Below are 13,202 nucleotides of genomic sequence, written 5' to 3' on the forward strand. Positions count from 1 at the left end.
CCGTCACCACCCGAGGGTCCTGGCGCTAGAAGCGCGTCTTGATCGTCAGCCCGTAGGTGCGCGGATCGCCCGGGGTGCCCGCGATCAGGCCGGTATTGCCCGGCGCGACCTGCAGCAGGTCGATGTACTGGACGCCGAAGGCGTTGCGGACCCAGCCGAACAGGTCGAATCCCTGGTTGCCTTCGGAGGCGCTGCGAAAACCGGCGCGCACGTTCGTCAGCGCATAGCCGTCCACGACCGTGTAGCGCGACGGCGAGGCGTTGGAATTCCAGCTCGAGCGGTAATTGCCGTCGATCCCCAGATATGCCTGGCCGTCCTTGCCGAACACGTGCGCCGGCTGGTTGACCTCGGCGCCGTAGGAGAACGCCCACTTCGATACGCCCGGCAGCGCCTGGCCCGAAATGTCGCACTGGCGCGGGCTGAGCGATCCCGGCACGCCGGCCGGGCCGGGCTGCTGGCTTCCGTTCGATGCCACGAACGTGCCGCCCGAAAGCTCCGGCGGGCACGGTGCATTGGTGAAGCGCACGTACTTGGCATCGGTGTAGGCACCGTTGACATAGGCGGTGAAGCGGTCGCTGGGGCGAACCTTGAAGTCGGCCTCGATCCCTTGCGAGCGGACTTTTTCCGCGTTGGCAAGGTAACCGCGCACCGTGCCGAACTGGCCGCCGTTTACCGTCGCCTGGAAATTGCCGATTTCGGTCCGGAAACCGGTGAGGTTGAAGGTAGCGCGGCGGTTCCAGAACTGGGTCTTGAGCCCGATCTCGTAATGGTTGACCGATTCCGGCGCGACCGTGCTGGCGGCCAGGTTGGGCGTGTTGTCGGCATTGAGCGGCAGGCCGTTCTGGTTGATCCCCACCGTCTTGAAGCTCTTGGCGTAGTTTGCGTACAGCAGCACGTCACGCGCCAGCTTGTAATTGATGCCCATGTCGTAACTGAAATTCCAGGCGCTGACGCTGGGGCTGGTCTGCTGCGGCTGGTAGACGCCGCACTGCGCCGCCAGCACGCTGCCCGCGGGGGGCGCCGGGGTGCAGCTGATCATCTGGCCCTGCCCGTTCGTCACCACGCGGCTGTAATAGCCCTCCTTGTGGTCGTAATTGAGGCGCGCGCCGGGCTGGAGCGTCAGCCGGTCGCCCAGCTTGAGGCTGACCTGCCCGAACAGCGCGGCGCTGTCGCTTTTCAGGAACTGCGTGTTGGTGGCGGTCAGGCCCCGCAGGATCGAGGGATCGTTCGCCTGCGCGCCGCTCAGGCTCCAGCGGCTTGCATCCTTGCCCTGCTGTTCGGTGCCCTGCGTGTCGACGCGCTGGTGAAAGCCGAACAGGCCGACCACGTAGTCGATCCTTGCGCCCTCGTGGTTCCAGCGCAGCTCCTGGCTGTACTGGTTCTGCTGCGAGGGGTTCTGCGATCTCGCGACGATCGACAGCCCGGTAAAATCGCGGTCGTTCTCCGGCTTCCAGTCCCAGAACCGCCACGCGCTGATCGACGTCAGGGTGCCGCCGCCGACGTCCCATCTGGCGCGCAGCGACGCCCCGCCGATGCGGTTGGTGGCGTTGAGGGAGCCGTCGAGGTCGGATAGCCGGTCATAGGGGTTGCGGCTCGGCGGCGCGTAGCCGAGCGCGGCGGCGAGAGCGTCGAACTGGCGGCTGAGCGCGCGCTGGGTCGCGCCGGTTCGCACGTAGACGGTGCCGCAGCATTCGGGATCCTGGCGGCTGTAATCGCCCGACAACGTGACCGACAGGTTGCCCGCCGGTTTCCACAGCACTTGCGCGCGCAGGCCCAAGTTGTCCTGTTCGTTGATCCAGCGCTGGCTGGTGACGTTGTAAAGCGTACCGCGCCGGGTCGTGCTGGCGACCGCCACGCGCGCCGCGAGCGTCTCCGACAACGGTCCCGAAACGAAGGCCTTGCCTTGCCTGAGGTCGAGGTTGCCGACCGAAAGCTCGGCCCCGCCCTCGAAATCGAAGGTCGGCTGGCTGGTGGTGATGGCGATCGCGCCGGCGGTGGTGTTCTTGCCATAGAGCGAGCCCTGCGGCCCGCGCAGCACTTCGACCTGCGCAACGTCGAGGAAGTCGAACGTCGCCGCCGCGACGCGGGCATTGTAGACGTCGTCGACATAGATGCCGACGCCCTGCTCGAACCCGTCGCTGGTAAGGCCGAAGGGCACGCCCAGCCCGCGGATGTTGACCGAGGTGTTGCGCGGGTTGGAGGTGTAGACCTGCAGCGTCGGCGCCAGCTGCTGCAGCTTCACGACGTTGAAGTTGCCGGTCGCCTCGATCGAATCGCCGCGAATGACCGAGATCGCCAGCGGCACCGCCTGCGCGGTTTCCTGGCGGCGGCGCGCGGTGACGACGATGACGTCGCCGCGGCTGGGTCCGGCAGCCTCGGCCGGCGCGGCCTGAGGCGCGGCGTCGGCTTGCGGCGCGGTGGCGTCCTGCGCGAAGGCGGGCACGGGCAGGATGGCAGCGGACAGCAGCAGGGCATGGCGTACAGTCGGGAACATGCGGATACGATCCTTCTTCGGGTGAAGTGAGGACGCATCCGGCGGTCCGGTCTGCATCGGTGCGCGCCGGCCGGGCGGGCATGCGCCCCCGCCCGGCCGGAACGGCTTGAGACGCTTAGAAACGTGTGCGGTTGGTGACGTCGATCTGGACGACCTTGCCGGCATGAACCGTCAGCGCCAGCGAGCCGTATTCGAGGCCCGCAAGGGCACGCTCGATCGCCGCGAGCACGCACGCGCTGGACGCGGTCTTCTGTGGCGGTTCACGCAGGATGGTGTCGGTCGTCATGGCACCTCGCTTTCGGTGCCGACGATAACTCTACTGAATTTGTAGACAACCGAATTTTCGCTTGCCTGCGACCAAGCGCGGCTATCCCGCGCCGAGTTGTTGGTCGCTGCCGTAAGCGTCCTCGGGCGTGAGCACGTCGGCCAGGGTCACCCGGTCGAGCATGGCGGCCATCTCGTCGCGCAGGGTCAGCATCAGCGCGCGCAGCCGGCATTCGCTTTCGGGCAGGCAGTTCTGGCAGGTCTCGTGCGCATTGCGGCTGGCGCAGGGCACCAGCGCCAGGCTGCCGCGGGTCAGGCGGATGACGTCCCCATAGCGGATATCGACCGGGGGCAGCGCCAGTTCGTAGCCGCCTTCGCGCCCGCGGTGCGAGACGACAATCCCGTCGCGGGCCAGTTCGGCAAGAATGACGGTCAGGAACTTGCGCGGAATGTTCTGCGCCGCCGCGATCGCGTCGAGCCGCTCAGGCCCCTGCCGCCACCTGTCGGCGAGGTGCTGAAGCGCGCGGATCGTGTAGCGGGTCTTCTGCGACAGCATGGCGCCATAGCACCCGTGGCCGCGCCATTGTCAACCGGCCGGGTAGAATGATCGGCGCGGGCCAGCGTCCGGCCAGCCCGCGCCGTCCCTCATCAAAAGGTGAATCGCAGCCCTGCGGTGAAAGTGTTGGTCTTCAGCTTGTCGACCGAAAAGGTGCTGGTGCCATCCTCGATCGTCGTTGACGACGTCTGCCGATGGCGGAAGTCGAAGGTGAGCGCGGTGGCGGGCGAAACCGCTATCGCGGCGCCGGCGCCAAGCTGCCAGGCAAACTTGCCCTTGCCTTCGCCATCGATCTCGAAACCGCTGATACCCAAGCCGCCGCCGACATAGGGCGTGAACCCGCCACCGGCCGGAACATCGAGCCACAGGTTACCCATCGCGGAAAGCTGGCGCGCCCGCGACCCGTCGAACGCGAAAGTTGAACCGCTACCGCCGCAGGTATCGGCCTCGAGGTAATCGCAGACATCAGCCCGGTCGGCCGCGGATAGCGTGACCGTTTTGCCGTTCAGCGTCAGGAAGGTCAGGCTCGCGATCTTGTTGCGGGCGTAAGCCACTTCAAGGTCGGTGCGTACGGTCCCGAAATCGTAGCCCAGGACGCCGCCGAAGGTAAACGCGTTGTCGGTCTTGAGCTGCGCCGTCGCGGTGTCGCGTGCGCCGGTCCCCCCGAACGTGCCACCGACGTCACTATACGTGACCACGGGGTCGTTTAGGCTGGCGATGCCGGCGTCCACGCCGATGTAGAACCCGCTCGCGTCGCCATCGGCGGCACAAGCCGGAGTTGCCGCGGCCAGCGCACCAAGCGCCGCCGCACAGAAAAATCCACGCATGAATACCTCCCTTGCGGTCGGGCGATCGCCGTAGCCCCTGCCACGCCCCCGCCGCGCCCCGGGATTTTTCAGATGGCGCCGCCGCCCGCATCCCCCATGTGGGAGATGCGGGGGGCTTGTGCATTCAAAAGAAAGACGTTTCACTGTGCGCCGGGCGGCGGCAGCGAAACATGGGGCAGGCGCGCGCAGCATGGCAGACAGCGGCTTCGATCCGTCCGAGCTATATGAAGCGATCCTCGACGACGCGCAGTTCGCTGCGCTTCCGGCGACGCTGGCGCGCCAGTTCGATTCGCGGTCAGCCGTCATTCACTGGCTTGGGCCGTCGAATGCGTCGCTGATAGACGCCCACTCGGGCCACTTTTCCGATGCCGATATGGCACAGTATAGCGAACGCTTCGCCGCCGACGACATCTGGACCCTAGCCGCGCTCAGCCCAGCCGCGCGCAATCGCGCCTGGGACAGCGCGACACTGGTCGATCCTGCCGACTTCGAAAGCAGCGTGTTCTACAATGAGTGGATCCGCGCCATCGGCGACGATACCTACCACTGCGCCGGCGCGGTGATGGAGACGCGCCACGGCTTCGGCATCGTCGGTCTGCACCGGGCGCGCCGCGCCTCGCCCTATGAACGCGACACGATCCGCCGCCTGGCCGCCGCCATTCCGCACCTGCGCCGCGCCCTGACGCTGCGGGGCGAACTGGTTGCGCGCCACGGCGCGCTGCGAAGCTGGGAGCAGGCCTTTGCCAGTGCCGCCCAGCCAACGCTGGTGCTCGACCGTTTGGGCCGCGCGATCAAGGTCAACGACGCGGCGGCGCTTCTGCTCCGGTCGGGTTCCCCGCTGAGCTGGCTGCGACAACGCCCACAACCGACCGACAGCCGCCAGGCGGCCGACTGGGCGAGCGGCCTGGCGCGCGCTACCGCGCCCAGTCCCGAAGCGGGCCAGATTGCCTTCGGCGATCCGCCGCTCCTGCTGTGGCTGGCGGAGTTTCTGCCACTGGTCAGCGGAACAATGGCAGGGTGCGCGATGGTGACGCTGATCGATCGCTCGCCTGGACACGGGCGGCCGGGCCCGGCCCATCGGATCGCCGCGCTTTACGGACTGACCGCCGCAGAGTGTCAGGTTGCCTTGCTGCTGGCGCAGGGCGCGACCGTTGCCGAAATCGCCGAAGGCAGGCGGACGACCCTTGAAACCACGCGCTATCAGGTCAAGCAGGTGCTGGCCAAGACCGGCAGCCGCCGTCAGTCGGACGTCGTCTCGCTGGTGCTGCGCCTGACTTTGGCGTGACGGCGGATTTCAGCTCGCGGTCGTGTTCGGGGCGTGCTTTTGCATCAGCGCGTAGGCGCGCTTGTACCATTCGTTGCCCGGATAGTTGACGCCCAGCACGGCGGCGTTCTTCTGCGCTTCCTCGGGCAGGCCCAGCGCCAGGCTGGTCTCGACCATGCGGAACAGCGCCTCGGGCGTGTGGCTGGTGGTCTGGTAGCTGTCGATCACGTTGCGGAAGCGCAGGTTCGCGGCCAGCCACTTGCCCGATCGTTCGTAAAAGCGCCCGATCTCCATTTCCTTGCCGGCCAGGTGGTCGTTCACCAGGTCGATCTTCAGCTTGGCATCGGCGGCGTATTCGGTGCCCGGATAGCGGCGATAGACCTCGGTCAGCGCGTCGAGCGCCTGCTTGGTGGTCTTCTGGTCGCGGGTGACGTCGCCGATCTGCTCGTAATAATTGAGCGCGATCAGGTAGAAGGCGTAAGGCGCGTCCTTGTTGCCGGGGTGGATTTCCAGGAACCGCTGCGCCGCCTGGGTCGACTTGGTATAGTCGCTGGCGACGTAATAGCTGAACGCGCTCATCAACTGGGCGCGGCGGGCCCACGGCGAATAGGGATGCTGGCGCTCCACCTCGTCGAACAGCGCCGCGGCCTGGTTGGCCTGGCCGTTGTCGAGCTTGGCCTGCGCGGCGGCATAGAGCGTATCGACATCGCGCGCGACGAAGGCGGTGTCGCGCACCCGGGTGCGCCCCCCGCAGCCGGCGGTGAACGCCATGGCAGTCGTGGCGGCGGCGAGCAGGGCGAGCTTGAGCGGAGAGCGATGCAGCATGGCCGCGCCTATAGCCATCGCCCGGCTGAACGCCAAGTGAAGTTGCGCGCTGGCGCAGGTAGGCGGCGATCAACGCTTCGCCGCGCGCTTTCGTCGGGTGGCCGCAGGGCTGGGAACCTGAACCGTATCGTTAATGCGCGCGACAGGGTGCGGCGGGTGATTGGCAGCCGCGAGACCGGCATCGGTCACCGCGGGGAGGTCGCACATTACCATGTTCAGGAAGTTCTTGCCGTTCGCGTCAGCGGATCTGGCCATCGATCTGGGGACCGCCAACACGGTCGTCTACTTGCGCGGCCACGGGGTTGTGCTGGCCGAACCGTCGGTCGTGGCGCTCGAGACGATCGACGGCATCCGCCGCGTCCGCGCGGTGGGAGACGATGCCAAGATGATGCTGGGACGAACGCCCGACAACGTCGAGACCATCCGCCCGCTGCGGATGGGCGTGATCGCCGACCTCGAAGTGGCCGAGGCGATGATCAAGCACTTCATCGTCAAGGCGCGCAAGATCGCCAACGTGCGCCTGCGCGGTACGCCCGAGATCGTCCTGTGCGTGCCTTCGGGCTCCACGATGGTTGAACGCCGCGCGCTGCGCGACGCCGCCAGCAACGCCGGTGCGCGCAAGGTCTGGCTGATCGAGGAGCCGATGGCCGCCGCGATCGGCGCCGATCTGCCGGTCACCTGCCCGACCGGATCGATGGTGGTCGACATCGGCGGTGGCACGACCGAGGTCGGCGTCGTCTCGATCGGGGGTCTCGCCACCTCGCTGTCGGTGCGCACCGGCGGCGACCGCATGGACGAGGCGATCGCCGCCTACGTGCGCCGCAAGTACGGCCTGGTCATTGGCGAGGCCACGGCCGAGCGCGTCAAGATGCAGGTCGGCGCGGCCCAGCCCTGCGCCTGTCCCGGCACCGACGCCGCGCACCTGATGCACGTGCGCGGCCGCGACCTGGCCCGCGGCGTCCCGCGCGAAATCGAGCTGACCCGCAACGAAGTGGCCGAGGCGCTGGCCGAACCGGTCAGCCAGATCGTCAGCGCGGTGCGCGCGGCGCTGGAAAACACCGCGCCCGAGATCGCCGCCGACATCATCGACGACGGCATCATCATGACCGGCGGCGGATCGCTGCTGGCGCGCATCGACCATGTCCTGGCCGAGGAAACCGGCCTTGCCGTCCGCGTCGCGGACCTGCCGCTGTCGTGCGTCGCGCTCGGCGCCGGTCGCGCGCTCGAGGAGGATCTCTACCGCCAGGTCCTGGTCCCGGCCTGATCGCGCGGGCAAGCCGGCGCGGTCCCCCGCCGGCTTGCCCAGGCGGCGGCGGAACGCCGGGCGCGGCCGCGCGTTCGCGTCGGCAGTCCCCGGCGCTGCCCTTAAAACCGTAACAACGGTTTGCCAGCAGCCGCAATCCAGGCAAGCTGCGACGATGAACAGGCCCCTTCTGCACGGCGCAGCGCCGACCACGGGCTCCGACTCGGCCGCGCCGCGCTATTTCAATCGCGAGCTGAGCTGGCTGGCCTTCAACGAGCGCGTCCTGGCAGAGGCGTGCAACCGCGATTACCCGCTGCTGGAACGGCTGCGCTTCCTGTCGATATCGGGCAGCAACCTGGACGAGTTCCTGATGATCCGCGTGGCCGGGCTGGTCGGCCAGATCCGCCGCGGCATCGACGTGCGCTCGATCGACGGAAAAAGCGCCGCCCAGCAGATGGTCGCCATCCGCGAGCGGGTTGCCCGTCTCGACAAGGCGCAGCAGGCCATCCTGGCCGACTTGCGCGTGGAACTGGCGCGCGAAGGCGTGGTCATTACCGAGGCGGCGGCGCTCGACCGCGAGGCGCGCGCCCGTCTGCGCAGCTATTTTCGCGAGGAGCTGAGCCGGGTCCTAACCCCGCAGGCGATCGACCCCGCGCACCCGTTCCCGTTCGTCGCCAACCTGGGCATCGGCGTGCTGTTCGACCTTGTCCGCAAGGCCGACGAGGCATCGCTGGTGGAAATGGTGCTGGTCCCGCACGGGTTGCCGCGGTTCGTGCGCGTGCCGGGCAGCGACAACACCTTCGTCCCGATCGAGGGGGTGATCGCGCATTTCGCCGGGCTGCTGTTCCCCGGCTTCCGCATCGTCGGCAAGGGGCACTTCCGCGTCTTGCGCGACAGCGACATCGAGCTGCAGGAAGAGGCCGAGGACCTGGTCCGCTATTACCGCAACGCGATCCAGCGCCGCCGGCGCGGCCGCGTCATCCTGCTCGAACTCGACGCCGCCTTCGATCGCGCGGCAGAGGCGGTCCTGCGCGACAACCTCGAGCTTTCGGACGCGCTGGTCACCCGCACCGGCGGCCTGCTGGGCGTGGGCGGACTGGCCGCCGTGGTCGACCGGGTCGAACGGCCCGACCTCAAGTTCGAACCGTTCGTGCCCCGCTATCCCGAACGCGTCGCCGAATACGACGGCGACTGTTTCGCCGCGATCCGCGCCAAGGACTTCGTCGTCCAGCATCCCTACGAAAGCTTCGAGGTGGTGGTCGATTTCCTGCGCCAGGCCGCGCGCGATCCGGCCGTCGTCTCGATCAAGCAGACGCTGTACCGCGCCGGCAACCAGTCCCCCGTCATCGCCGCGCTGATCGAGGCGGCCGAGGCGGGCAAATCGGTCACCGCGGTGGTGGAGCTGCGCGCCCGTTTCGACGAGGAGCAGAACCTGCACTGGGCGGCGCAGCTCGAACGCGCGAACATCCAGGTGATCTACGGGTTCGTCGACTGGAAGACTCACGCCAAGGCGTCGATCGTCGTCCGGCGCGAGGATGACGGCTTTCGCACCTATTGCCACTTCGGGACCGGCAATTACCACCCGGTCACCGCCAGGATCTACACCGACCTCAGCTTCTTCACCGCCGATCCCCGGATGGGGCGCGACGCCGCACGGCTGTTCAATTTCATCACCGGCTACATCGAGCCGCCGAGGACCGAAGCGCTGGCGATCGCCCCGCTCGACCTGCGCGAACGCCTGTTCGACCTGATCGACGGCGAGATCGACAACGCCGCCGCCGGCAAACCTGCGGCGATCTGGGCCAAGCTCAATTCGCTGACCAACAAGGACCTGATCGACCGGCTTTACGCTGCCGGCCAGGCCGGGGTCGCGATCGACCTGGTGATACGCGGCAACTGTTGCCTGCGCCCCGGCGTGCCGGGCCTGTCCGAACGCATCACCGTGCGCTCGATCATCGGCCGGTTCCTCGAACACAGCCGCATCTGGGCCTTCGGCAACGGCTACGCGATGCCCGGCGCGCGCGCGAAAGTGTTCCTGTCCTCGGCCGACGGGATGTCACGCAACCTGGAACGCCGGGTCGAAGTGCTGGTGCCGCTGACCAACCGGACGGTGCACGACCAGGTGCTCGAACAGGTGCTGCTCGCCAACCTGCTCGACAACCAGCGCACCTGGCTGCTCCGCGCCGACGGCAGCTATGACCGGATAGAGCCTCGCGCGGGTGACCTGCCTTTCAACGTCCACACCTATTTCATGAACAATCCCAGCTTGTCGGGCCGCGGCACCGCGTCGGATGACGCCGCGGTGCCGACGCTGCGGCTGCGCGGGGCCCGGCGCTGATCATGCCGTGGCCCAGCAAACCGCGCGCGCCCGAACCCGCGCCCCCTCGGGCCGCGCCCCCCGAACCGGACAGGGCCGTGATCGACATCGGTTCGAACACCGTGCGGCTGGTGGTGTTCGGCGGCCCGGCGCGCAGCCCCCTGCCGTTGATCAACGAAAAGGTCGGCGCACGGCTCGGCCGCAACCTCGCGGCCGACGGACGAATCCCGCGCAAGGCGGCGGCCACCGCGCTGGCGGCGCTGCGGCGCTTCCGCGCGCTGGTGGAGGCACTGCCGGTGCGCCAGGTCGACGTCGTCGCCACCGCGGCCGTGCGCGACGCGGTCAACGGCGGCGAATTCCTCGAACAGGTCCGCGCGCTTGGCCTGCCGGTGCGCCTGCTGTCGGGCGTGGAAGAGGCGCGCACCTCGGCGGCCGGCGTGATCGCGGCCTTTCCCGGCGCCGCGGGCGTGGTGGCGGACCTGGGCGGCGGCAGCCTCGAACTGGTGGCGGTAGAGAACGGCGGGGACCACGACGGGGTCAGCCTGGCGCTCGGCACGCTGCGGCTGGCGGCGCTGCGCGGCACCGGCGAGGCGGCGCTGAAGCACGATCTGCGCGCGGCGCTGGCCGCCGCCGGATGGGACGGCGCGGCGGCGCCGGCGCTGTACCTGGTGGGCGGCACCTGGCGCGCGCTGGCGCGCTTCGCGGTGCAGGAAAGCGGCCACCCGCTCGACGATCCGCACGGCTTCGTCCTCTCCGCCGATGCGGCCGACAAGTACGCCCGCAAGATCGCCCGGTTGGAGCCGGCGGCGCTGCGATCGAGCTATGGCATCGCGGCCATGCGCGCGGCGGCCCTGCCCGATGCGGCGGCGCTGTTGCGCGCGCTGCTGGCCCGCTTCGCGCCCCAGCGGCTGGTGTTCTCGTCATGGGGGCTGCGCGAAGGGTTGCTGTACCAGCATCTGTCCCCGGCGGAGCGGGCCGAGGACCCGCTGCTGGCCGGCGTCGCCCATTTTTCCCGCCCTCGCGGCGGCGGCCCCGAACTGGCGGCGCTGGTGGCGGACTGGACCGCCGCCGCCGCCGCCCCGGACGACGCGCGCCTGCGCCTGGCGGCGACGATGCTGGCGCTTGCCGCCGCCGGGCTGGAAACGCAGCTGCGCGTGGCGCACGCGCTCGACTGGGCGCTGCACAAGCGCTGGACAGGCATCGACGGCGCGGGCCGCGCCCGCCTGGCCGCGGCACTGCTGGGCGCCAGCGGCAAGACCGCGCTCCCCGGCGAACTGCTCGAACTTGAACGCGAACCCGCCTTGCGCGCGGCGATCGGCTGGGGGCTGGCCGTGCGGCTGTGCCGCCGCACCACGGCCGCGTCGCCGCTGGCGCTGGCGCAGTGCCAGCTGCTGCGCGACGGCCCGGCGCTGGTGCTGGCGTTTTCGCACGCCGGGCGCGATCTCGCCTCCGACACCGTCCTGGCCGACCTGACGGCGCTGGCGCGGTGGCTGGGTCTTGAACCGCAAGTTCGCCTCGACCCGGCATGACCGGACGGTGACACCGGTTTGACCGCGCGGTGACAGCGCTTGACGCGCCGTGCCGCGCGCCCTTAGCGAACCGGCAAGGTCCAGGGGAACCGAGATGAGCGAAACACCCACGCCGCCCGAAACCGGACAGCCGGCGGCCCGCCCGGATACCGCCGCGATGTCACCGCGCGAGCTGGCACAGGCGGTGCTCGACCGCACCATTCGCCCCCGCGTCGGCGAAGTCCGCCGCCTGGCCGCGGCGATCCTCGGCAAGCACGCCAGGAAACACCGCAAGACCGCCAAGGCCAGCGCGCGCAAACTCGCCAAGATCCCCGGCCAGGCGAAGAAAAAGAAGAAAAAGTAGCGACCGGGCTCCGCGCCGGGTCACACAGCGCGCGGCGGCCGCCGCGAAGTTACTTCTTGCGGTTCTTGCGCGCCGCGTACTTGGCGTCGCGGGCGGCCTTCTTTTCTTCCTCGGTCAGCTCGGGCTTCTTCGCGGCTTCGGCGGCGGCGAGCGCGGCGGCGGCGGCTTCGGCCTTGGCGGCCTTGGCGGCCTCCTGCTCGGCCTTTTTGGCGGCGCGCTTTTCAGCGGCGGCGGCTTCCTTGGCGGCGCGAGCGGCTTCGCGCGCGGCCAGCGCTTCCTGGTCGACCGGCGGCTTGGCGGCGAGCTTCTTCAGCGCCTTTTCGCGGGCCTGCGCGGCGAGCGCGGTGCGCTCCTGAAAACTGGGTTCCTTGTACGAGGGCATCGGGTGGACAGATCTTTCGTATGAGCCGGGCCGGAATGGCAGGACCCGGCCCCCTTAGCCGCCAAAGCCGCGCAGCGCCACGCCCCATTCCCGCGCCGCGCGATCAAGCCATTTTCCTACACCGCCCCACTCGTGCTTCACCCTGCTCCGTTTTGCCCCGCCACCCAACAGGAGCCCCCACCCCATGACCCGCCGCAAGGACCCGCGCGAGACGCGCACCCCCGTCCACGAGATGGAGGCCGCCGGCCACCCCCTCCCCGCCTTCGAACCCGTCCCGCGCAAGTACCGCCACGATGGCTGGACGCCCGACCGCCAGCGCGCCTTCATCGCCGCGCTGGCCGATACCGGCAGCGTCAAGCGCGCCGCGATGCACGTGAACATGAGCCCCGAGGGCGCCTATTACCTGCGCCGCGTGCCCGGCGCCGAAGGCTTCCGCCGCGCCTGGGAAGCCGCGCTCGACTTCGGCGTCCAGCGCCTGAAGGACGAAGCATTCGACCGCGCGCTCAACGGCCAGCTCTCCCCGGTGTTCGTCGCCGGCAAGCTGAGGGGCTTTCGCCGCATCAAGAACGACCGCCTGCTGATGTTCTGCCTGAGGATGAACATGCGCGCCGAAGACGGCCGCCGCCTTTCCGCCAGCTACTTCGACCCCGCCGCGTCGCGCCTGTCAGGCAGCCCCGCGAGCTTCACCGTCCCCGCCCTCACCCGCGCCGAAAAGGACGACATCAACGCCGCGATGATCGAACACTTCGATCCCGTCCAGATGACCCTGCCCGAGATCGAGGCGATGCAAGCCAAACTCACCGCCCTCGCCGCCGCCCACCGCCGCGAGGAAGAAGGCCCGCCCGACGCCAACCCCAACCTCGACTTCGCCATGCTGGGCCACGACAAGGACTGGGCAAACATCGGCGGGCTGGTCGACATGGCCGGCGGCGACGAGGTGGAACTGGAACCGTTCAAGCCGGACGAGGATGGTTGGCAAACCCTGGGGTGAGTCGGAGGCGGGGCGTAGGCAACGCGCCGAGACGGACGGCCCGCCCGACGCCAACCACGACACCGAGTTCTTCGACCTGCGCAGCAGCGACTTCACGGCCGTGGCGAACCGGAGAACATGATGGCGAGCGAGGACGTGCTGGGGGTGTAGGATGCGGAGGAGGATGA

General features: G+C 69.1%; 12 protein-coding genes. 6 read left to right on the forward strand and 6 right to left on the reverse strand.

From position 1 onward, the window contains the following. Nucleotides 1-25 precede the first annotated feature (25 nt). From ACOYW6_RS05680 to ACOYW6_RS05695, 4 genes are all read right to left on the reverse strand, one after another. Nucleotides 26-2,494: a TonB-dependent receptor gene (locus ACOYW6_RS05680; RefSeq protein WP_423142839.1), complete on the reverse strand. Its 2,469-nt coding sequence runs from the start codon at nucleotides 2,492-2,494 to the stop codon at nucleotides 26-28. A 115-nt stretch (nucleotides 2,495-2,609) separates the two neighbouring features. Beyond that, nucleotides 2,610-2,780, reverse strand: a complete 171-nt coding sequence (locus ACOYW6_RS05685) for a YezD family protein (RefSeq protein ID WP_423142840.1) — start codon at nucleotides 2,778-2,780, stop codon at nucleotides 2,610-2,612. A gap of 81 nt (nucleotides 2,781-2,861) precedes the next feature. Beyond that, on the reverse strand, nucleotides 2,862-3,314 hold the full coding sequence (locus tag ACOYW6_RS05690) for an RrF2 family transcriptional regulator (protein WP_423142841.1): 453 nt from the start codon (nucleotides 3,312-3,314) through the stop codon (nucleotides 2,862-2,864). Nucleotides 3,315-3,406: 92 nt separating this feature from the next. After that, nucleotides 3,407-4,141, reverse strand: coding sequence for an outer membrane protein (locus ACOYW6_RS05695; protein ID WP_423142842.1), 735 nt, complete (start codon nucleotides 4,139-4,141; stop codon nucleotides 3,407-3,409). A gap of 190 nt (nucleotides 4,142-4,331) precedes the next feature. On the opposite strand from ACOYW6_RS05695, the gene ACOYW6_RS05700 reads away from it, so the two are divergent. Continuing rightward, nucleotides 4,332-5,426, forward strand: a complete 1,095-nt coding sequence (locus tag ACOYW6_RS05700) for a helix-turn-helix transcriptional regulator (protein ID WP_423142843.1) — start codon at nucleotides 4,332-4,334, stop codon at nucleotides 5,424-5,426. 9 nt (nucleotides 5,427-5,435) lie between these two features. On the opposite strand, the gene ACOYW6_RS05705 is transcribed toward ACOYW6_RS05700, so the two are convergent. Further along, complete coding sequence (locus ACOYW6_RS05705) at nucleotides 5,436-6,230, reverse strand: outer membrane protein assembly factor BamD (protein ID WP_423142844.1); 795 nt, start codon at nucleotides 6,228-6,230, stop codon at nucleotides 5,436-5,438. Nucleotides 6,231-6,435: 205 nt separating this feature from the next. Between ACOYW6_RS05705 and ACOYW6_RS05710 the strand changes: the two genes are divergently transcribed. From ACOYW6_RS05710 to ACOYW6_RS05725, 4 genes are all read left to right on the forward strand, one after another. Further along, nucleotides 6,436-7,494 carry a rod shape-determining protein gene (locus ACOYW6_RS05710; protein ID WP_423143071.1) on the forward strand — a complete coding sequence of 353 codons (1,059 nt, stop codon included), beginning with the start codon at nucleotides 6,436-6,438 and terminating at the stop codon, nucleotides 7,492-7,494. 154 nt (nucleotides 7,495-7,648) lie between these two features. After that, on the forward strand, nucleotides 7,649-9,811 hold the full coding sequence (locus ACOYW6_RS05715; RefSeq protein ID WP_423142845.1) for an RNA degradosome polyphosphate kinase: 2,163 nt from the start codon (nucleotides 7,649-7,651) through the stop codon (nucleotides 9,809-9,811). A 77-nt stretch (nucleotides 9,812-9,888) separates the two neighbouring features. Further along, nucleotides 9,889-11,319: a hypothetical protein gene (locus tag ACOYW6_RS05720; RefSeq protein WP_423142846.1), complete on the forward strand. Its 1,431-nt coding sequence runs from the start codon at nucleotides 9,889-9,891 to the stop codon at nucleotides 11,317-11,319. Nucleotides 11,320-11,413: 94 nt separating this feature from the next. Further along, entirely contained in the window at nucleotides 11,414-11,662 is a 249-nt protein-coding gene (locus ACOYW6_RS05725) for a hypothetical protein (RefSeq protein WP_423142847.1), read from the forward strand. Nucleotides 11,663-11,711: 49 nt separating this feature from the next. Here ACOYW6_RS05725 and ACOYW6_RS05730 read toward each other — a convergent pair whose 3' ends face one another. Continuing rightward, a complete protein-coding gene (locus ACOYW6_RS05730) occupies nucleotides 11,712-12,044 on the reverse strand; it encodes a DUF6481 family protein (RefSeq protein WP_423142848.1) in 333 nt (110 codons plus the stop codon). A 184-nt stretch (nucleotides 12,045-12,228) separates the two neighbouring features. Here ACOYW6_RS05730 and ACOYW6_RS05735 point away from each other — a divergent pair, with 184 nt between their 5' ends. Beyond that, nucleotides 12,229-13,035 (forward strand): hypothetical protein, encoded by an 807-nt coding sequence (locus ACOYW6_RS05735; RefSeq protein ID WP_423142849.1) that lies wholly within the window; start codon nucleotides 12,229-12,231, stop codon nucleotides 13,033-13,035. The last annotated feature ends 167 nt before the right edge of the window (nucleotides 13,036-13,202 follow it).

It is taken from the genome of Parablastomonas sp. CN1-191 (assembly GCF_049354825.1).
Taxonomy (GTDB): Bacteria; Pseudomonadota; Alphaproteobacteria; order Sphingomonadales; family Sphingomonadaceae; genus Novosphingobium.

Coding starts and splice junctions, on each gene's coding strand:
- ACOYW6_RS05690 (WP_423142841.1), bottom strand. CDS start 3,314: ATGCTGTCGCAGAAGACCCGCTACACGATCCGCGCGCTTCAGCACCTC.
- ACOYW6_RS05705 (WP_423142844.1), bottom strand. CDS start 6,230: ATGCTGCATCGCTCTCCGCTCAAGCTCGCCCTGCTCGCCGCCGCCACG.
- ACOYW6_RS05730 (WP_423142848.1), bottom strand. CDS start 12,044: ATGCCCTCGTACAAGGAACCCAGTTTTCAGGAGCGCACCGCGCTCGCC.
- ACOYW6_RS05700 (WP_423142843.1), top strand. CDS start 4,332: ATGGCAGACAGCGGCTTCGATCCGTCCGAGCTATATGAAGCGATCCTC.
- ACOYW6_RS05695 (WP_423142842.1), bottom strand. CDS start 4,141: ATGCGTGGATTTTTCTGTGCGGCGGCGCTTGGTGCGCTGGCCGCGGCA.
- ACOYW6_RS05680 (WP_423142839.1), bottom strand. CDS start 2,494: ATGTTCCCGACTGTACGCCATGCCCTGCTGCTGTCCGCTGCCATCCTG.
- ACOYW6_RS05735 (WP_423142849.1), top strand. CDS start 12,229: ATGACCCGCCGCAAGGACCCGCGCGAGACGCGCACCCCCGTCCACGAG.
- ACOYW6_RS05715 (WP_423142845.1), top strand. CDS start 7,649: ATGAACAGGCCCCTTCTGCACGGCGCAGCGCCGACCACGGGCTCCGAC.
- ACOYW6_RS05725 (WP_423142847.1), top strand. CDS start 11,414: ATGAGCGAAACACCCACGCCGCCCGAAACCGGACAGCCGGCGGCCCGC.
- ACOYW6_RS05685 (WP_423142840.1), bottom strand. CDS start 2,780: ATGACGACCGACACCATCCTGCGTGAACCGCCACAGAAGACCGCGTCC.